At 33.5% G+C, this 19034-nt stretch carries 13 protein-coding genes, 2 tRNA genes and 1 pseudogene; 6 read left to right on the top strand and 10 right to left on the bottom strand.

Features of this window, described 5'->3' with window-relative positions; genetic code table 11:
* Positions 1-187: 187 nt before the first annotated feature.
* The 3 genes from UABHE_RS30610 to UABHE_RS30600 all read right to left on the bottom strand — a co-directional run bounded on the left by UABHE_RS30610 (position 188) and on the right by UABHE_RS30600 (position 4581).
* Positions 188-1078, bottom strand: coding sequence for an FHA domain-containing protein (locus UABHE_RS30610; RefSeq protein WP_372367205.1), 891 nt, complete (start codon positions 1076-1078; stop codon positions 188-190).
* A 1-nt stretch (position 1079) separates the two neighbouring features.
* Entirely contained in the window at positions 1080-3944 is a 2865-nt protein-coding gene (locus UABHE_RS30605; RefSeq protein ID WP_372367203.1) for a S41 family peptidase, read from the bottom strand.
* A 205-nt stretch (positions 3945-4149) separates the two neighbouring features.
* On the bottom strand, positions 4150-4581 hold the full coding sequence (locus UABHE_RS30600) for a DUF4783 domain-containing protein (protein ID WP_372367202.1): 432 nt from the start codon (positions 4579-4581) through the stop codon (positions 4150-4152).
* Between the two features lie 335 nt (positions 4582-4916).
* Here UABHE_RS30600 and UABHE_RS30595 point away from each other — a divergent pair, with 335 nt between their 5' ends.
* The 5 genes from UABHE_RS30595 (at position 4917) to UABHE_RS30575 (ending at position 8078) form a co-directional block, all read left to right on the top strand.
* The gene (locus UABHE_RS30595) at positions 4917-5567 is read left to right on the top strand and encodes an FHA domain-containing protein (RefSeq protein ID WP_372367201.1); all 651 of its coding nucleotides are present in this window, start codon (positions 4917-4919) and stop codon (positions 5565-5567) included.
* Positions 5568-5585: 18 nt separating this feature from the next.
* A tRNA-Arg gene (locus UABHE_RS30590) sits at positions 5586-5659 on the top strand.
* 12 nt (positions 5660-5671) lie between these two features.
* Positions 5672-5744 (top strand) — tRNA-Trp (locus UABHE_RS30585).
* A gap of 213 nt (positions 5745-5957) precedes the next feature.
* Positions 5958-6686: a transposase gene (locus tag UABHE_RS30580; protein WP_372367200.1), complete on the top strand. Its 729-nt coding sequence runs from the start codon at positions 5958-5960 to the stop codon at positions 6684-6686.
* 633 nt (positions 6687-7319) lie between these two features.
* Positions 7320-8078: a leucine-rich repeat domain-containing protein gene (locus UABHE_RS30575; RefSeq protein ID WP_372371698.1), complete on the top strand. Its 759-nt coding sequence runs from the start codon at positions 7320-7322 to the stop codon at positions 8076-8078.
* A 487-nt stretch (positions 8079-8565) separates the two neighbouring features.
* Here UABHE_RS30575 and UABHE_RS30570 read toward each other — a convergent pair whose 3' ends face one another.
* Both UABHE_RS30570 and UABHE_RS30565 read right to left on the bottom strand, forming a co-directional pair.
* The gene (locus tag UABHE_RS30570; RefSeq protein WP_372367199.1) at positions 8566-9636 is read right to left on the bottom strand and encodes a hypothetical protein; all 1071 of its coding nucleotides are present in this window, start codon (positions 9634-9636) and stop codon (positions 8566-8568) included.
* 611 nt (positions 9637-10247) lie between these two features.
* Positions 10248-12089, bottom strand: coding sequence for a LamG domain-containing protein (locus UABHE_RS30565; protein ID WP_372367198.1), 1842 nt, complete (start codon positions 12087-12089; stop codon positions 10248-10250).
* 294 nt (positions 12090-12383) lie between these two features.
* On the opposite strand from UABHE_RS30565, the gene UABHE_RS30560 reads away from it, so the two are divergent.
* The gene (locus UABHE_RS30560) at positions 12384-13133 is read left to right on the top strand and encodes a metallophosphoesterase (RefSeq protein ID WP_372367197.1); all 750 of its coding nucleotides are present in this window, start codon (positions 12384-12386) and stop codon (positions 13131-13133) included.
* 106 nt (positions 13134-13239) lie between these two features.
* Here the strand turns inward: UABHE_RS30560 and UABHE_RS30555 are convergent, their stop codons facing one another.
* The 5 genes and pseudogenes from UABHE_RS30555 to UABHE_RS30535 form a co-directional block, all read right to left on the bottom strand.
* Entirely contained in the window at positions 13240-13413 is a 174-nt protein-coding gene (locus tag UABHE_RS30555; protein WP_372367196.1) for a hypothetical protein, read from the bottom strand.
* Positions 13414-13657: 244 nt separating this feature from the next.
* Entirely contained in the window at positions 13658-14740 is a 1083-nt protein-coding gene (locus tag UABHE_RS30550; RefSeq protein ID WP_372367194.1) for a leucine-rich repeat domain-containing protein, read from the bottom strand.
* A 320-nt stretch (positions 14741-15060) separates the two neighbouring features.
* Positions 15061-15363, bottom strand: a pseudogene (locus UABHE_RS30545) (hypothetical protein); the annotation flags it as partial.
* Positions 15364-15512: 149 nt separating this feature from the next.
* Positions 15513-16910 (bottom strand): IS4 family transposase, encoded by a 1398-nt coding sequence (locus tag UABHE_RS30540; RefSeq protein WP_372367193.1) that lies wholly within the window; start codon positions 16908-16910, stop codon positions 15513-15515.
* Between the two features lie 536 nt (positions 16911-17446).
* Positions 17447-18841: a hypothetical protein gene (locus tag UABHE_RS30535; RefSeq protein ID WP_372367192.1), complete on the bottom strand. Its 1395-nt coding sequence runs from the start codon at positions 18839-18841 to the stop codon at positions 17447-17449.
* Positions 18842-19034: the final 193 nt, after the last annotated feature.

Raw genomic sequence — 19034 nt, 5'->3', positions numbered from 1 at the left:
AACGAATGACGAGTATTGGGTTAGGCACATCGTTTATAAAAACTGTGAATATTTTCAGAGATCGCAACTTTGCTAAGTGACCTACCAAAACTAAAAATTTCAAGCTCTGCATCCAAGAGATAACTACTTTTGTCAGGTCACTTATGCTTAGTTAGAACGCCAGTACTGCCTAAATCGAAATGTGTCTTTAAAGTTCGAATTCTAAATCTTTGTAGTATAAATCTATTACTTGTGAACGAGCATTCATCACTAAACCAAACGCTGATAAAGTAATTCCGCACAGTATTCCAAAAACCGTAAATCCTCCAACGAGGTTTACAATTTTTAATATGCAGCTTGTAATAAAAGAGATACCTACAGACTTAAACGCAATGCCATCGATAAAAAAACATAATACTGGTATCAACCAAGCAAACATAATTAATTTTTTAGCGTAATATCTACTGTGGTTGAGACGCATAGTTAGTTTCTGTACTACTATATTTTCTCGCTGAAATAAAAGAGATATCTCGTTGACTTTTCGCGAAAGAGGTGTAATAAAGACTTCGGTAGAAAAAACGTTTTTTAATACATTAGCATTGATATAACCAGGGCTATATACACAACTAGGGCAAATAGGTACAATTTTGAAATCGCTTTTTTCAGTTGGTTCTGAAGACGTTTGTACTTTTGCTATCTCTTCTAGAGATAACTTCTTGTCAGTAATCGCGATTTTTACATTATGCTCTTTTGTATGCACAACTGAAGAGCAAACTGTAATGTATTTTTTGATTTGTTTAACATGTGTATCTAGAAAACGGCACTTGAAATTTCCAAAAGCGATAACATCCTTGTTATGGAGTTCTTGTTTGTTTTCGACTTTTTTTCCGTTTACAAAAGTACCATTTGTAGATCCAAAATCTTCTAAAATAACTTGGTCTTCATTTGCATAGATTGCTGCATGCTGTCCAGATACACTGTGATCTTCAATAAAAAGATCCATTTCTTCGTCGCGGCCGACTGTAAAGTTACTTTTCAAGATAAAAGTTTTTTCGTGATTATCCTTGGCTACTTTTAAAACATAACGTCCTTCAGTCACTTTATTTACTTCCTTTTATTTGTTTGAGAATCAAGTTAATAGCGAGATCTAATTGCGGATCTTTACCTTGTAAACGATCTTGCGAAGTTTCTTTTACTACATGATTGGGCTTCACACCTAGCCCTTCCATATTCTTACCGTCCGTAGTATAATAGCCTACCACAGGGATACGAAAAGTAGCTCCATTGCTCAAGCGAATATCTCTTGTTCCAATTACTCCTCCCGAAGTTGGAATACCAACAACATCACCGAGTTTTAGTTGTTTGAAAGCATGCGCAAAAACTTCGGCGTCGCTAAAAGAATTTTCATTAATAATGACAACCACTGGTTTCCCCCAGTATACGTCAGGTTGAGATTGTGGTTTTCCTTCTCTTGTTTGCACTGTAATATAAGGTTTTTGTTGTAAGATAGTTAGAAGTTGCTGGTGAATATTCCCGCCAACGTTATCTCTTAAGTCCATTATCATACCTTTAGATGAATTACTATAGCGCTGCATGACCTGCCTAAACTGTTGTAAAGTAGCAGCACTCATATCTCGCAAATGCAAATACAGAATTTTGTTATTGGTGCGATTACGCACCAATGCCATACGCTTTCGCAGATGTTCGTTATATTTCAATGATAAAATTTTGTTTATTGAAACAGGTTTTAATTTAATATAACGACCATCTTCAACATTGTACCGCGGACTTGCAAAAATTCGTATAGATTTTCCAATTTTATTGTTTAGCAATTTGGATAAATTTGTTGCATCACTTAAGATTGTTTCTTCAATTTGAAATACAAAATCTCCTTTACGAACCCAGGCTTTGTCGGCTGGTCCATCTTTTACAACATTTACTACACGTAATCCTTTTTGCCCAGGTATTTTTTGTAGTGTCCAACCAAGTTGTCCTGTTTTTATCGATGACTTTGTACTTCTTGAAATACCAAGATGCGAAGCTTCTAGTTCACCAAGCATACGATTCATATAAAAATACATTTCTTCTTCTGTAGCGGAATTGACTGACACATCTCGGTAAGATTCGCCAAGTTTTTTCCAATCTTTCCCATGTAGCTTTGGATCATAAAATCCTCGATTGATATAATCGAGAGCTTGATTGAATACTTGTTGCTTTTCACTTAGTTCGCTAATTTTTTTTTCGATGAGAAATGGAATTCTTTTACCAAATCTTACGTATTGAGGAGCTTCTATTTGGTAAATATTCACTTTTCCATGACGACGAGATTCGAATAGTATTTTATCTCCCAGAGGAGACCAGCAAGGGACAGAAGCGTCGGCTTCGACGAGCATACTTTCTCCACCGTTACGCGATATCATTCGGATGAAACTGTTGTTATCCTTGTCGTGAGTTTCGTACACCAGCCACTTACTATCTGCTGACCAAGAAGCCACCTGAGTTAAGTTTTTGTGTTTAGTAACTTGTTTTGCTTCTTTGTAAGTGCCATCTGTTGGCATAACCCATATTTCTTGTGTTCCACTTTCTCCTGAATCAAATGCTAACCAGCGCCCATCGGGAGAATATACCGCATCGTCTTCTGATTTTTTACCATGAGTAACTTGCTGTACGGAACCATCTTCTAGTTGCAGCTTCCAAATGTCGCGATTTCCACTTCTTTCTGAAGTAAATGCTAAAAAGCGTCCATCTGGCGACCAACTGTGGTAGAAATCATTACTAGCGTGGTGAGTAATTTGTTTGTGTTTTTTACGAGTAATATCATAGATGTGTATATCACTATTATCATTTTTTGCTACGCAATAAGCGATCTTTTTACCATCTGGAGAAAATCGCGGCCATTCCTCTTTTTCGGTAGTATTTGTAATTTGTTGTGCTGCACCCCCAGAGGAATTCATAATATATAAATCGCCATCTACAGCAAAAGTGATGTACTTGCCATCCGGAGACCAGTGCCCCATTTCACTTCCCGATGTTATGTTTATGTTTTTTGTCTTGGTTTCGTGCTGTTTGTCATCTATTTGTATTGAAATTCGTTGTGGCCCTGTTCCGTCTAAATTTAATTTCCACAAAACAAAGTTCATCTCAAAAACGCAAAATTTGCTGCTCGTTGCAATATCAAAAGAATGGATATCTATAGAAACATTGCTTACAGGATTGGATTTATACTCCCCTATTTTCATTTTCCATATATTGTAAACGGGAAAACTCTTTTTTCCTGTTTTGTGTGTTGCTTCGCGTAAATAAAAAATTTCGTTTTTAACGACAATGGGACGAATATCATTGCCTTCAAAATTAGTAATAGCAGTTGCTGACTTTGTGCCATTCTTTTTTTGAAAGAGGTCCCAATTACTACTACCACGATATCCTTGCTGCCACAAAGTGACACTCCCATTCGCAAATATCATATTTTTTTGATCTTGCAAAGGCGCGGCATATCGTCCACCATCAAAGGTTAATTGCTCTGCAAAACCACCAATGATTGGTATTTTCCAAATGTTTGGTTTTCCATCGCGGTAAGAACAAAAATATAATGTTTTGCCATCTTTACTCCAACTACAAGGAGAGTCCCAAGTACTGTCCCAAGTAATTTGTCTTGGCTCTCCACCTTGAGATGGAATTACCCAAACGTTGAAATCTCCGCCTCGTTTAGAAGCAAACGCGATCCACTTTCCATCGGGAGACCATATTGGACGTGTATCATGCTGTGGATGTGTTGTAAGGCGTTTTGCTTGCCCACCTTTGGCATTGACTGTCCAAATATCACTTTTGTGTACAAAAGCAATTGAGTTGGTATCAGGTGAAATATTAGGAAATCTTAAACCTTTTGTACCTGATACAGATGTTTGGTTTCCAAAAACAAAAGTGTTTATCATCAGGAATGACAAAAAAATACTTATATATTTCATTCGGCATCTTCCTTTGTTGGTCAATAATTTAAACAGAGCGCGTAAGGATAAATTTGAACGGTATTAGGGTGTCCGTATTTAATCTTCATTGTGGTTGGCTACTTTGAACACCGCTAGTTTAAAATTGTGAAATTACAATATTTTAAAAATAAAACTAATTTCATAGAGCATTTAGTGGAAGAACTAGGTTATGGACGCTGCTTTCCTATCCAATAATACTAATACCACTAATCAACCATTTCCGGTTTTTAGTATCGAGCACAAGATAGATGTATATGATTTTTTGCCGTTTTTTGCCAGAGCGCTTTAGTTTATAACAACAAAGAGCGCTTGCTTTTGCTAACTGCATCTTTTTTTGGTAGTATTTAAACTCCGTAACTTGCATTTTTCGAAAGTATGTTTTTAAAATAGCTGTTGCTTGTCCTTTAGAAAATCGACCCTTTTGTTTTCCTAAGTTGAGAGAAACTTTGTGAGATAAAAGTGGTTGCAAGTTACCTGCTTTTCCTTCGATCCAAATCTTTTTTACAGTCAAAAAAACAGGCATTGTTGGTAACTTTTTTGCGTTGTTACCTTTTGCTAGCAATAAATTTGGCAGGAAAGCAGCAAAAAATAAAAATATAAATAATCGTTTTAACATTTTGTTTTCCTTGCCTAACAGATTTTAAGCGATGAAGCTGCTTAGAAATAACTGTTATAAAATTTTCTTGAAATATTAAACTACCTTTTTTAATATTTAAGTCAGACTTAAAGTAATCAAAACTATCTTCACAGAGTACTGGCGTGTAGGGTGTTCCTATTCATGGTGGAAAGTATACTGAGTATATTATTTTCTTAAGATAAATTTCGATACATCTAATTGTGTTATACAAATGCATATTAATCAAATTACAATGCAAAAAAAAGTAGAAAATACAAAAATAACAGGATCTCTTTAAAAAATGAGACCACAAACCTAAACAAAAGTGGCAAACAATGACAAATGCTTATCTAAGATTTAAAAAACAAAATATTAGCCATAAAATTTTGTTACTTCCTGGTAGTACTGTGGAATTTGGACGTGACAAAAGTAATGATGTAAAATTAGCATTGTATCCACTTGAAGAAATTTCTTTCCAGTGGGCAACGACTGATATCAGCCGTAAACATTTCGTAATAGAACGAAAAAATTCGCAATATACAATAAAAGATGACGGTTCCACAAACGGAACAAGCGTTGATTGCTTAGCTGTTCTCAACCGCGAAAGAAGTCTTGATGACAAACAAATTTTAGACGTTGGTGGAGTACTAGACTTAGAAATCAGTATGCGTAAAAATAACATGCTACTAAAACGCATTGGCAACACCCCCCAAGAATCTTACTTTTTGTTTTACGAAGACTTTACAGTAGGAACATCACCTGAAAGTTGCATTTTTATAGAAAAAAGCGTTCGCAATCAAGCAACAATAACATACAAAAACGATCAATATTTTATAAAACCAAGCGAAGAAAATAGCAATATTTACGTAAATGATAAACTGATAGAATACAAGAAAGAAACGCCCCTAAACCAAGAAGCCAAAATTTCAATGACAAATAACAATGTTTTTTTTGAAATAATTCTTGAAAAGAAAAACACTTTCTAGTATTATCTAGCGAAAGCAGCGTTCGTAGCTCAATTGGATAGAGCATCGGTCTTCGGAACCGAGGGTTGTGGGTTCAAATCCCGCCGAGCGTATATATACCTTACAGGGGTATGGTGTCAACGGCTAGCACACTGGTCTCCAAAACCAATAGTCCGGGTTCGAATCCTGGTACCCCTGCTCTTTTCCTCCTCAATCCCGAGATAACTACACTTTAACAAACCAACCTAATCAACAAAAATCCAAATAATAGCGCGAAAATTCTATGTTGTTTTAATTTCTGTTCGCTTTTTTTACTGTATTTTTATTGGCACAGTTTACTCCTTTTCAAAAATTGTCGAAAAAAGTGATATAATGAGATTAAAATTTCGATAACTAAGAACAGGAGAAAAAATGCGCGCTCCAAGATTAATTTATGTTGGCGGGGTCTACCATGTGATTGCACGATGTAATAATCGCCAGCACTTTTTCGACAGCAACGAAGACTTTGATCTCTATCTGACAATGCTAAATAAAGCCCGGAATAAATACGATGTAAGTATTTATGGGTTTTGTATGACAAATAACCATATTCATTTGATTTTAGGTACACCACGAAACAAAAATTTATCTCTTTTTATGCAGTATAGCCAAGGTAATTTCGCAAAAGCATATAATAAAAAACATGGAAAAACAGGACATTTTTGGACAGGAAGATACCACTCAACAATCATAGAGTCAGAAGAATATTACATGAACTGTCTGTTTTATGTTGAATTAAACATGACCAGAAACGGCGTAACTAAACATCCTAAAGATTGGAAATACTCTAGTTATAAACAACATGCATATGGAAAAAGTATCTTTAAAATAGATTATCATGATCAATATTTACAACTAGGGTCTTCACCTAAACAAAGACAAAAAAAATATCGACAAATAATGCAGTTAGCGATGGAAGAAAAAGGCTTACTAAAAAAGCAGCAACCAATTACTTATGGCATTATATACGGTTCAAAACAATTTGTAGAAAACATCATTCAGAAACATGCCAATCATAAATACTATGAAAAACGCAAAAATTACAAAACACAAGAAAAAGATATATATACTCTAAGAAAAACGAATATCGATACCAGTTAGCAAGCTACTATACGGCAATCCCAAAGCAAAATGACTACGAAAACTCACAACGCTCAAAGTCTGTCAATCGCTCATTAATGTGACATTTCCTGCACACAATATCCTCATAATTGAATTTTTATTCAATTATTATTTTCGCAACTATTCTTTTTTTCTTAAACTCCATTGATTATCCAATCAACAAAATCTTTATTTCTGTATATAAGTCTGTCTTCGTGGTTAAGGTCTGTCCCTCTTTTTACTCTTTTTACTCTTTTTATAAAGGTCTGTCCCTCTTTTTATCTTTTTATAAAGGTCTGTCCCTCTTTTTATTAAGTCTGTCTTCGTGGTTAAGGTCTGTCCCTCTTTTTTTAGGTCTGTCCCTCTTTTTACTCTTTTTATAAAGGTCTGTCCCTCTTTTTCAGATTTTCTATAATTAGAGTAAACAGTGGTGAAGAATATGCCAGACTTGTCACAGTCCATTAACAAAAATTCTAAAAGTCTCAAATTACGAGCTACTACAAAAAGTTATAGAGTCTTTAGCACAGAAAAGTTGTTTACAACAACTCATGGAATGCCTGGCTTCCAGACTTGTCGTAGTTTAAAGGACAATTCTATCAACAATAGTAAAAGCGGAATATAAAATTGGAAAAGATGATAAACCAAACTCTGAGCACAATAGAAAAAAATACACAATATGTAAATTGTACTTTTGAGCTTTCACCTGAAGAATATTACAAAGTAGAAAATAGTGCAGTTTACAATTGTGCTTTTACAAATGGGGGAAATTTTAAACTATTAAAGAATTCTAAATTTGTAAATTGCAATTATTCAGGTTGCTTTATTTTAGATTTATCCTCTAATGAGCTCTGTCGATTACCAAAAGAAGTCTGCCAATATACATTTCTGACATGCCTTGTTCTTACAAATAATCATTTAAGTACACTTCCACAAGAGATAACGAATTTAACCTCTCTTTTTTTGCTAGAATTGAAAAGCAACCAGCTTAAAGAATTACCAGCTGAAATTAGAAATTTGACTAACTTAAGTCATTTAGGTATAAGCAATAATCAATTAGAAAAATTGCCAATTGAAATCAAAAACTTAAGTTCTCTTCATTCTTTGATTGTTGACAAAAACAAATTAGTAGACTTACCAATCGAAATCGGTTACTTGGGAAAATTAGCACATTTATCTCTTTGTAATAACAAATTAAAAAAGTTACCAATAGAAATTATGAATCTAAAAAAGCATTTAGTTTCTCTAGGAATAAGTGACAATCTAATAAGTAATGATGAACAATATTTGATAATGGCATTACTCCCAGAAACTATTATCGATGGTAAAATTTACAAATATGACTATCCTCAAACTTCATACCAAACTCATCGGTATAAATATGACTATCCTTAAATTGACAACTGCTTGATAACTGGCAATGAGTCTGACACTTTATACTATTTCTAAAAGTTGCATCTTAGACCAAAATACATCTTGTTTGAGGAAATTTAAAACCTAAATTCTACCTAATTCACCTATATTTAAATCTTCTATAGCGATAATTACAGGAAAGTCTGTCTCTATTTCCCAAGTGAGAAAAACATTTCTCATTTACTTGGCTTAGTTGTAACTTTATACACACTTATAATTTTTTATTCCGCATACTTTTTTTGTTACAATTGCCGAATTTCACCTATCTTGGAATATTATTTAGTTTAAGATCTCATAAGATCTCAATGAGTCTGACACGAGTCTGACACGAATGTCCTTAACTGAATGGCATTCAGGTCCGTCCCTTTTTTTTCAAGATGCGCGCTCTTCGTGATTCGCGGTTAAGGTCTGTCCTCTTTTTTTGTAATTCAAATTTTAATGTAGGTCTTGAATTTTTTGTTTTGCGAACTTATTTTGCGACGATTTTTATAGATTTTTTTACGCGAATTTGTGTGAATTTTTTTATTTTAAGTGGATTAACAAAGATAATTTTATTGATTGTTGGAATTGCGAACAAATCATTTCCGAAAGTTGGAGTTCCTATCAATTGGGCTCCAATAAGTTTAGAAAGATTCATGATAATTGGCTTTTTCGTTTTCGCATTAACAAATGTTACCACAGCTTTTATTTCATCTGCGAAAGCAAAAAAACCATTTCCATACCCTATACTCGAACCACCGGCAATATTTAACGTAACTGTACTGCGGTCTTTTGGATTAACATATGTAACATGGTTGTCATGATAGTTTGAAACAGCGAAAATTCCATTGCCAAAAACAACACTTCTTGATGTATCTCCGGGTAACTTTATTTGAATAACATCTTCTAGGTTGTCTTCTTTGACCAAAATCAAAATTTTATCATCAGTAAAAGCAAAAAAAACATCGCCAAAAGCAACTTGATTAGGCGACTTAGCTTCAATACGCTTTCTAACATTTATTTCTATGGGATTCTTAGGATCATCTGGATTTATAAAAGTGATATATCCATTATATCCGCAAGAAACAGCAAAGAATTTATGACCAAATGTAATAGATTGTGGCGATTTAGCACGAGCAAATTTTACTTCCGTAGGATTTTGCGGATTTTGAGGATTAAGAAGCGTTACGTTATTGCTATGCAGGTTAGCAATAGCAAAAACCTTTTTGCCATAAGCTATCTCATACGGTTTCGTAGCATGAGGAACAACTACTTCCATTGGGGTTTGCGGATTAGTAGGATCAAGTAATGTGATGTTGTTGCTATTCAAATTAGCAATAGCAAAAAACTTCTCTCCATATACTGCGGACTGCGGACTTTTTGCATTAGTTAACTTTCCTGTATCTACATTTAAAGCATAATCGATCTTTGGATCTAACAAACTTACTCCGTTATCTTGGTGTAAAGCCATAAACTGGATATTTAATTTACTTATATCCACTTCTTGATCGCATCCAGTGAGAATTGCAATAAAGCAACAAATAACACTTACTATTTTCATTGAAAAACCTCTCTAAAATGATACGCGGGAGCATGTAACAAAAGGCGGGACGGTAAAGTTACGAATACCTAATGGTAAAGGTTAAAAAAGAAGATGGAAAATAATATGAATACGGCACAAAAATGATATCTCCGCCCCACCACAAACAAAGGAGTCAAAAATGCTGTGTCTAAAAAAAATAATAAGCGAAAATGAAATAAAGATCCAGAACAAATTAGAAAAGATAAAGCATGTAAATTATTAGGGATGGAATTGTTAGAGCGTAACAAAGTAAAGTGTGCTTGGCCAAGATGTGAAAAATGCAAGCGCGGTTAGAAAACAAAAAAATAGATCGATAAAGAGTTTCGTAGGTGCAATAAGTTGGAAACGCAAAGTTGGAAGGTCCCGACCGTTGTGAGATACTCATACCGCAAAACTAATTCAACATCAAATGATCAATTCACGGCTATTTGCAACTAACAAATAGAGATATACTGCATTACGATATTTCGTTTTATTTCCTTACCAAACCCATCAGATTAATACGCTTGATAAATCTTCATCTAACCCTATTCTGTGAAGACAATATTTGTAAAGGTTATAGGATTTTTCGCAGTCTGGCGATACTCAATCTAATCGCGTATTTTTTTGAGTGCTTTATTATAAACTTTAACTTCATCAACTATACCTTTAAAGGGCGTTTCGTGAAATTGTTTTAAAGTTTTATAACCGGAACTAGTATATGCTCCTCCTATTGTGAGGAATTGTATATTGATATCGATAGATCCTGTGAAAAACTTTTCTTTTGCTACAGATCGATTATCTACAAATAGCGTTATATTACTACCGTTTCGTACAAGGACCAATTGATGCCATTTATTATCGTTGAGTGCTCTTTGTCCCTTAATGTATATTGTATTAAGGTCGCTACCTTTACGGATAGCTCCCATTGCTTTGCCCTTTTGGTCGATAAATAATCCCCAAAATGCATTTCCTGAATAATTGTATAAAATAGCTGAGTTACGAGCGGTTTGTAAGCTGGAAAATTTTATCCATGCTGAAATTGTGAAATCTTTTAGATTGTCAAAATTTTGTTGCTGCTTTGTTATATAAAAACCATCATTTACGCCATCGAAAATAAAGGCCGAACCAAATTTTCCTTTTGTTAGTTTTGCTCCATGCATAAGTTCTCCGTGGTTGTTGAAACCTGAAGAATCTAATTCGTTATTTCCTGACCAATACCCTATTAAGCCTTCTGATTGATTTTTATAAATTTCTTGAGCGTATTGAAAGCTTTTCTTAGCATTTTTGTCATTTGGGTAATCTTCGATAAATTTTCTTAATGCTTTAATTTTACTCCAAATGTGTTCAACTTCTTCTATTTCAGCAAGTTGTTTTTGCTTAACAGACTCTTCTTTTTTTAGAAAATCTTTGACTTGTCGATTATCTGGATGCTCTTTATACAATGACTTTAATGCCAAAATTCTCTTCCATGGTTCCTTCATTTTTTTTATTACCACAAGTTTATTTTTTAATAAGCTTTGGGTGTGTAATTCAGAAAGATATAAAAAAGCTGAGGTGGTCAGAACAAATATAAAAAGAAACCGAAAACTTTTTATAAAAATACTTTTTTTCACGGTTTTAACTTGGCTATGACTGCGCCCTCTGATTTTTCTTTTTTTAGGTACTTTATCTAAAAATTGGTGTACGCGCCTAGTTTTTCTTTTTCTGGATAGTGTCCGTACCTTATCTAAAAGTTTGTGTACACCATTATCAGAAGTATCTCTTGTGAAATATATATCTATCTCTTTTAGAATTTCTGTAGATGCCTCCCAATAAGGAGATTTGTCAAAAGAAAAAATTTGCTTACTATAGCTTTTTAATCTTTCGTCACTTGAACCATAACAATTCTGAATTAAAATGTATTCACTTAACAATATGGCAATGGAAAAAGATTGAGAGCAAGTTTCATCATATTTTTGTTCTAAAAGAGTTATAATCGTTGCAAAGGTAACTTGACTGTTATGTTGAATATCTTTGTAAGAAAGGTTATCTAATTTTAATAACTCTAATAAAGAATTAACTACTCCACAGTAGTTGTGATAACCGGCTGTATTTTTGCTATCGTCTGATTTTACGTAAGAGGCAAAGATACCTAATTGGTAACTTGTGTCTACTTTTTGGTTCTTATTGCTTTCTTTACCTTCTGTTTTCTTCTCCTCGTAACTTTGTAGCCATTCTTTTGCAAATGTAAGTTGATTAACAGTACTAAGTTGTAGTAACCAGTTTTTCAGTTTATCTCGTGCTTGTAAAAACCTAACAATGTTTAGGAAATAGGTTTTAAGGTGAAGTGATTGAATAACTTCCTCTGGTTGTACATTAATTGCTAGCATTGCGAAATTAGCATCTTCTTTTGTTAGGCTTTTTAGGCATTTCTCCGCTAGCTCTTCCATTTGCTGAGGCGATAGTTGCATCGTAAAAATCTTCCTTTTTATTTTTGTACGCGATTCTTCAGAGTCGATACTAAACGACATGTGTATATGTTCTTCTTTAATTTATTAGACATTATAATAAATGTTAACTAAGTTAAAAATGTTAAAAATTGATTTCAATAAAAAATTGATATGAATTTTGGAAAGATACAATTAGAATGGATAATTACAGGGGGGTTTTTCTTTCTGCTACTTCTTGAAACATCCCTCATTTTTTACAAGAATAAATTTTTTATTTACTTGGACTTTATAGCAGTTGAAAAGAAAGGAATTGAATTGCCAAGACTTTGGATTATATCTGATTTGCATCTTGAGAGTGTTCCTTATCCATATGGATTCAAGCCTAAATGCTCTGATTTTGATATTTTGGTTGTAGCAGGCGATGTGTGGCAAGGAAACTATGTGGAAGGACTAGCTTTTGTAAAAAATCTTGCAAAGGGCAAGCCTGTAGTTTTCGTTATGGGAAACCACGAGCATTGGAATGGTGAATTTCATAAGAATTTACACTGCGCCGAAATTCTAGCTCAAGAGCGCGGTATTAATCTTTTAAACAATAACTGTAAAGTAATACATGAGTGTTGCTTTATTGGTGGCACCCTTTGGAGTGATTATCGATTTTCTGCAGAAAAGGTAGAAAATGATTTTATAACAGGAGAAAAGATAGAAATAAAGAATCGCTGTTTCACTATAGGGGATTCAATTGCATTACATACAGAAGCTCGTAATAAATTAGAATTTCACATTAACAATACTGATTTAAACCTTCCAATTGTGATGGTAACACACCACGCTCCGCACTTCGACTGTTTACCTAAAAATTTTTACAATACTTGGATCGCAGGAAATGTTGCTTCAGATTTATCCAATTTGACTGATACGGGTAGGATAGTTCTATGGATTCATGGTCATTTACATGATAGTGTAGATATAACTAGGCCTAATGGTACTCGTATTTTGTGTAATCCAGCAGGAAAAATCTTTTCGAATTTAAGTTTCAATGAAAATCTTGTCGTAGAAATACCTTGAAATAAATATTATAGAGAATAAAAATATGATAAAAAACTTGGCATATCCGAGAGGTGTATCTCTTGGAGTAATAGTTGAAAATGAATGTACGACATTCGTGCCAGACTCACACATACGTAAAGGCAGAGAACTTTCTAATATTTTTTGAATCTCGGTCTGATGGTACACATACCCAGTGTTCTTTTGATCCTATGTCTATTCCTGCCGCATCAGGATTAATAATATCAAATGTCTCTATGCTTTTAGCTTTTTTCTCACCAACTTTTTTTGTAGGATTCATAGTTGTGCCTCGCTTATATTTTATGGGTTAAAATTTAAATTTTAACAATACAGCGAGGTACTTTGCACTAACTATTCTATTGTTGATTCAGTTTCATACCAAAAAAAACTAATGTCTCATTAGCTACCGCTGACACGAATGCCAGCTGACACGAATGCCAGCTTCGAACGTACAGGACTTTTTTGGTCTAGACTTTCATTTTTTGGTCTAGACTTTCATTTTTTGGTCTAAATTTGGAGGTGCATTATATTCTTTGCGGCAGCCACTTAATCCCACGATGAATTTTCGTTGGCCTTTTTTGTATGTAGTTTTTTCTCAAATCTAAGTTAGCAAGTTTCGGAAACTTTTCTATTTCTTTTGGCAGTTTTTTAAATTCATTGTACCTTAAAGACAGGTGAGTAAGATTGGAGAGTTGTCCTATTTCTTTTGGCAGTTTTTTAAATTCATTGTAGCTTAAAAACAGGCGATTAAGATTGGAGAGTTGTCCTATCTGTTTTGGTAGTTTTTTTAATCTGTTAGAGGATAAACATAAACGATTAAGATTGGAGAGTTGTCCTATTTTTTTCGGTAACTCTACTAGTTTGTTGCGGATCATATCCAGTGTAGTAAGGTTAGAAAGTTGTCCGATTTCTTCTGGTAACTTTTCTAGTTTGTTGCTATATAGACTTAAGTAAGTGAGATTAGAAAGTTGTCCTATTTCTTTTGGTAATTTTTCTAATCTGTTACGGGATAAATCTAAAAATTCAAGGTTAGAAAGTTGTCCTATTTCCTCTGGTAGCTTTTCTAGTTCGTTGTTACTTAGGCTTAAGTGAGTAAGATTGGAAAGTTGTCCTATTTCTTTTGGCAATTCTTTTATTTTGTTATGAGTTAAATCTAAAAACCTAAGATTAGAAAGTTGTCCTATTTCTTTTGATATTTTTATTAATCCGTTCTGACGTATAGCTAGGTGAGTAAGATTGGAAAGTTGCTCTATTTCTTTTGGTAATTCTTCTCTATTAGCTGTATAAAACGGACCCAATTCGTAAGAACTTTGGTTTGTATATTCGGGTTCATACTCTAGGTCTAAATGAGTAAGACTATAAAGGTGCCATACTTCTTCTGGTATTTTTGATCGGTGATTCCAAGAGAACTCTAGTCCATTTGGAAATGTGCAATTTTGAAATGTACAATTTTCTATATATCCTAATTTAAACCTAGATCTAAAGCTGCAGTTATCAAAAAAAGAATTACTTATTTTGTGTTTTATATCTTTGTCTAAATAAAAAGCACACGCGAAATATTTTACGTTGTTTTTTACTTCTCTTAGAGATTTATTTCGTATTTTCATCGAAAAACCTTAATAAATTTCCCCAAATCAAACGCCATTCAGTTTTTTATATGTTTTTATTATGAAATCAAAATAGGAAGCTGTCAACTAGATATTTTTTCTGCAAAAATGATACAAATTTCTTCCTCTGTTAGTACTACAGTTGTAACTAAGTACAGTTCCTTATTTTTCGGTGTTTCTAGCTGTTTACAAATAACAGTGTTTTTTGCTATTTGAGAAGAGCTATCGATAAAATAAGACCTACAGAGTGTCTAATTTTTATAGCTACCTATTTGTTATTTTAATTACAACTGTAGTACTAGAACACTGAATAGTTTTATCTAGGCCACAGCCAATAGATTTTGAGATTCCCAATATTGCTGAGCGAGATGCAAATTAAGAATAGCAGCGTGACATCGGCCATCAAATTGATTTTTGCGCAAACCACTGTATTGAGCTTTACGTCCCTGACTTTTAACTTGATGAGAGATGCGGTGCTCAATAAGACTTCTTTTTCTGATCTCTGCTCGGCCTTGTGAAGTTCGCATTTTTTTTCTTTTTTGATCTTGAAAAAATTCGCCTTCGCGGACTCTGAGAGAACGTCCTCTCCACTTGTTGTATTTTCCGTCAAAACATTTGGATTTAAGAGGACAAGATAATGGGGGGCCAGATAATGGGGGCCAGACTCACACATATACCATGCAATTGCCTAATTTCACTTATCTTGGAATATTATTTAGTTTAAGATCTCATAAGATCTCAATGAGTCTGACACTAATGCCATTCAGTTAAGCTAAGGTTTTTCAGTACTAATCCCTTGAATAATAAGGACTTTGTACTCGTTACGATGCTTAGTAAGTAAAGTAAATCTCTTCATTCGTTGTTTAATCCGACGAGGTTCTACACGCATAGTAGTACGGACAGGTAAAAGCTTTTTTGAAATATCCAAAATAAGTGCTTTAAACAAAAAGTTTTGCGCCGCGATAGAACTAGATCTCATCTGCTCAAGGAAAGAAAGAATTGAGTATTGAGAATGCCTAAAACTAACTAAATAAAGAATATGGTTGTGTGCAACAGCAGTATGAAAAACAACAAGACGGATAAGGTTGTAGGCTAAAACATAGGCATAGATTTCTTTATACAATATATCAGGCGTTTTGCCTTTTAGTTTTTCCATGCACATATTAGTTTTCAAAGTACGTAGATAAAGCTCTGCATTCCATCGAAGAAAGTACAACTGCGCAATATCTCCAAAAGTATATGCGTCAAAATCAAGTAGAGAAGTGACTATGATAAACTCTTTGGAACGAAAGCCAGGAGTATTAACTTTGTACTGAACAAGGCGAACTTCCATTGATTCAGGAATTAAATATGGCATTTCAACCCAATCAGGTAGTCTCTTAGGGCGATGCCATTTTTTTATTTCTTGTTTTTCAACAATATAAGTAGTATTTGCTAAGCGAGTATTGGCTTTACCTCTAACACGAAAAACAAAATCATGCTTATAAAGATATTGAAGGTAGGCAGAATCACAATAAGAACAACATCCTCTGTCACCTAAAACAACTGTTCCTTGTTCAAGGTTTTCATATAAACGGCGAAATAAAACTCTTTCATGAATAGAATAATTGGCAAAACGAATTTTAATTACCATTCCTGTTGCTAAGCAAAAAGCCACTGCTATTCTGATAATTGGGAAGCCACAACCTTCTTTTTGGCTTTTGATTTGAGGATACATTTCTTGATTCTTAATTGTATCTGGTGCATTGATACAACTGCCATCAACTATCGCTACTCGCCGTCCTCTCCATAATCTTTCTTTTGGTAGTTCTTCCCTCGTTTCTGCGACAACTTTACTCACTAATTTCGATATCAAATTTTTAGGTAGCCTTTGCCTTGCTTGACAGTAAGCGCTTGCGCATATTGAACTCATTTTCTTATTTTGTTTCGTAAAAAATGCCCTCACTCTTCCCGCCGTTTCTTCACAACTATTGTTATCTGATAATATTTGCGATAGAAATGCCCACAATGTTATTGCTGGTGTAAATACTCTACTTCGATACTTGATTTTCTCTTCTTTTATCACTTCTTCTATTAAATTTTTTCTTAGTAGTTTTATGAATGGTAAGCCTTGTTCTTCTGCAAATTTTTTTTCTATTTTTTCAAAGGCGTTTCTTCTGTATAATTTCATCTCTTTCTTCCTTCTTGGTTTTTGTTTTTTCTGATTTAACCATTTTAGGAAGAAAGATTTCTTTTTTCAATTACCTTTGTATACCTAATTTTTACTCGCTCATAAGCTTAACTGAATGACATTCGAGTCTGACACGAGTCTGACACTTTATTATAACATCTTTTTCTTTTTTCATCAGGAGTTGCTGCTTCTTATGCTCTTTGTTCTGATTTAGAACTATCTCCTTCTTCTTGTATTGATTTTCCACATAGTGAGATCGTTTTTCAAAAGAAATTGTTGTTTGATCTAGAAAGAAGATCACTTATTTACTCTGCCAAAAATGATTTACAAAATTTTCTCTTTGAAATAGAAAGGCTTGTATGACTTTTTTGATTTACAATTATTAATTTGAATTTATATGAGTATGTTTTGCTGTCAGTAGTCTGGCACGAACACCTGATACTAAAAATAAATAATCATATGGATAACGTGTGTAACTTTAATATTATTTGTGTTAGATCGCCCTAGCTTTTAATCTACCAAGTATTCACAGTGTCCTATCCCAAGGTTTTTTGAAAATCACGAATAAAAGTGATGTCGTGATTTCGATGTGTAACTTGCCAACAGTATGAGCTTTTTTTTACAAGATTGACTCCATTATTGCGCAAAAAAGCAATAACGTTTGATGTCTTTTGTTTCCCTAAAACAAAAAACAATTTCTTCTCTGGGTATTCAGAATTTGAAGTTGCCTTCTCTTTATCTAATATACACATTTTCAGATATAGATTATCCCGATTTTGTTCAATAGCAACAACATTGCTCGCTTGTTCTGCATGATAGAAATAACGATTTCCCCACAGTTTGTAGTGGAATAAAATTGTTTCTTGGGGCGCGTTATTATCTATAGACAAAATAATTTTTCTTGCAAATGCTTTTACCAAACATGTATGGCTTTTCTCTTTATATTTTAAGGCAAAGCAATAGACTAAAAACAAATAAATCGCAGCAGTACATAAGATCAACAAAACATTTGTGTAAGTAATGGCAAAGAGAAAAAACAAAACCAAAATTTTAAATACGCATCCTTTAGATAACGGATATTCAATAAACAATAGATGCATACATATAAAAATTTTAGTCACTTCTTGATCTCCTAAAGAAAAACTAAAAACTATCGCCCAAAAAAAGACCAAGTTTATTATTAAAGGAAAAACTCCGTTAGCTTCTTGAAACAGCATTATTTCGCTACAGATCACTTCTTTGTCTAAATCATTATTATTTTCGGTTTTTTTATAACTTGGACAATCAATCGATGCCCATTTATTTTCACTTATTTGTGTAAGCTGCGCTCCATTTCTCTGTAAAAAAATGACAATAGCAATTCCTAGTTTAAAGCAATTTTTACGTGATAAATCATGTTCATTAATACAAAAAACTTCTTGAGATTTTTTTTCGCCACATGCAGATGTATTTATACAAAAAGTTACTCCCCAATCTCCGCAATCCCAGCCTAAGCGGTGACTTCCTTGCCCATAAGACCAGCTAACAATAGCAAGATTATCTACGCTTGTTTGAAAACAATAAAAACGTTTTCCCCACAATTCATAACCGAACTGCAAAATAGGCTTTTCATTGCTATGATCAATTGTAAGAAAATGTCTTGTTGCTAATAGCTTTATGTGCCCTAAAAAAAAAGATTTTAATCCTTCATAATAAATAGACCCTCTAACAAAAAAAAATACGATACCTAGCCAAAGAAATGAGGGAACCAGCGCTATGTTTTGGCTAATATTTAATAGTGCAATCGTAATAAAAAATAGAAAAAAGGAATAACTCAATATAAGAAAAACCCATTCACAACGAACATGTATTTCGATTTCAGTGTCACTAATAACACTCATTGTTGAATCTTCTTTGTAAGCTTCTTTTATTGCTTGAAGTAACTCTTTCATTTTCATTTTCTCCTTTTTGTAAATTACCAAAGCAACTTTATACTACCTCAAAAAGAATGTTATAAAAGCGGATGGTAAATTATTCATTTTGTGAATAAAATCTCAACCACTATAGTAGTGAAAGAAAAGTGAACAAATTTTTTAAATTTCATTACATGGTTATCGAGGCTACAATGGCAAAAAAGACAAGTCA

This window comes from Candidatus Uabimicrobium helgolandensis (genome assembly GCF_041508025.1).
GTDB lineage: Bacteria > Planctomycetota > Uabimicrobiia > Uabimicrobiales > Uabimicrobiaceae > Uabimicrobium > Uabimicrobium helgolandensis.
This window is presented reverse-complemented; position numbering and strand designations above follow the sequence as displayed.

Bases quoted from the DNA above. Each gene is read 5' to 3' on its own strand.
- UABHE_RS30600 (WP_372367202.1), bottom strand. From the start codon at position 4,581: ATGTTAAAACGATTATTTATATTTTTATTTTTTGCTGCTTTCCTGCCA.
- UABHE_RS30555 (WP_372367196.1), bottom strand. From the start codon at position 13,413: ATGAATCCTACAAAAAAAGTTGGTGAGAAAAAAGCTAAAAGCATAGAG.
- UABHE_RS30535 (WP_372367192.1), bottom strand. From the start codon at position 18,841: ATGAAAGAGTTACTTCAAGCAATAAAAGAAGCTTACAAAGAAGATTCA.
- UABHE_RS30580 (WP_372367200.1), top strand. From the start codon at position 5,958: ATGCGCGCTCCAAGATTAATTTATGTTGGCGGGGTCTACCATGTGATT.
- UABHE_RS30605 (WP_372367203.1), bottom strand. From the start codon at position 3,944: ATGAAATATATAAGTATTTTTTTGTCATTCCTGATGATAAACACTTTT.
- UABHE_RS30570 (WP_372367199.1), bottom strand. From the start codon at position 9,636: ATGAAAATAGTAAGTGTTATTTGTTGCTTTATTGCAATTCTCACTGGA.
- UABHE_RS30595 (WP_372367201.1), top strand. From the start codon at position 4,917: ATGACAAATGCTTATCTAAGATTTAAAAAACAAAATATTAGCCATAAA.
- UABHE_RS30575 (WP_372371698.1), top strand. From the start codon at position 7,320: ATGATAAACCAAACTCTGAGCACAATAGAAAAAAATACACAATATGTA.
- UABHE_RS30550 (WP_372367194.1), bottom strand. From the start codon at position 14,740: ATGAAAATACGAAATAAATCTCTAAGAGAAGTAAAAAACAACGTAAAA.
- UABHE_RS30565 (WP_372367198.1), bottom strand. From the start codon at position 12,089: ATGCAACTATCGCCTCAGCAAATGGAAGAGCTAGCGGAGAAATGCCTA.
- UABHE_RS30540 (WP_372367193.1), bottom strand. From the start codon at position 16,910: ATGAAATTATACAGAAGAAACGCCTTTGAAAAAATAGAAAAAAAATTT.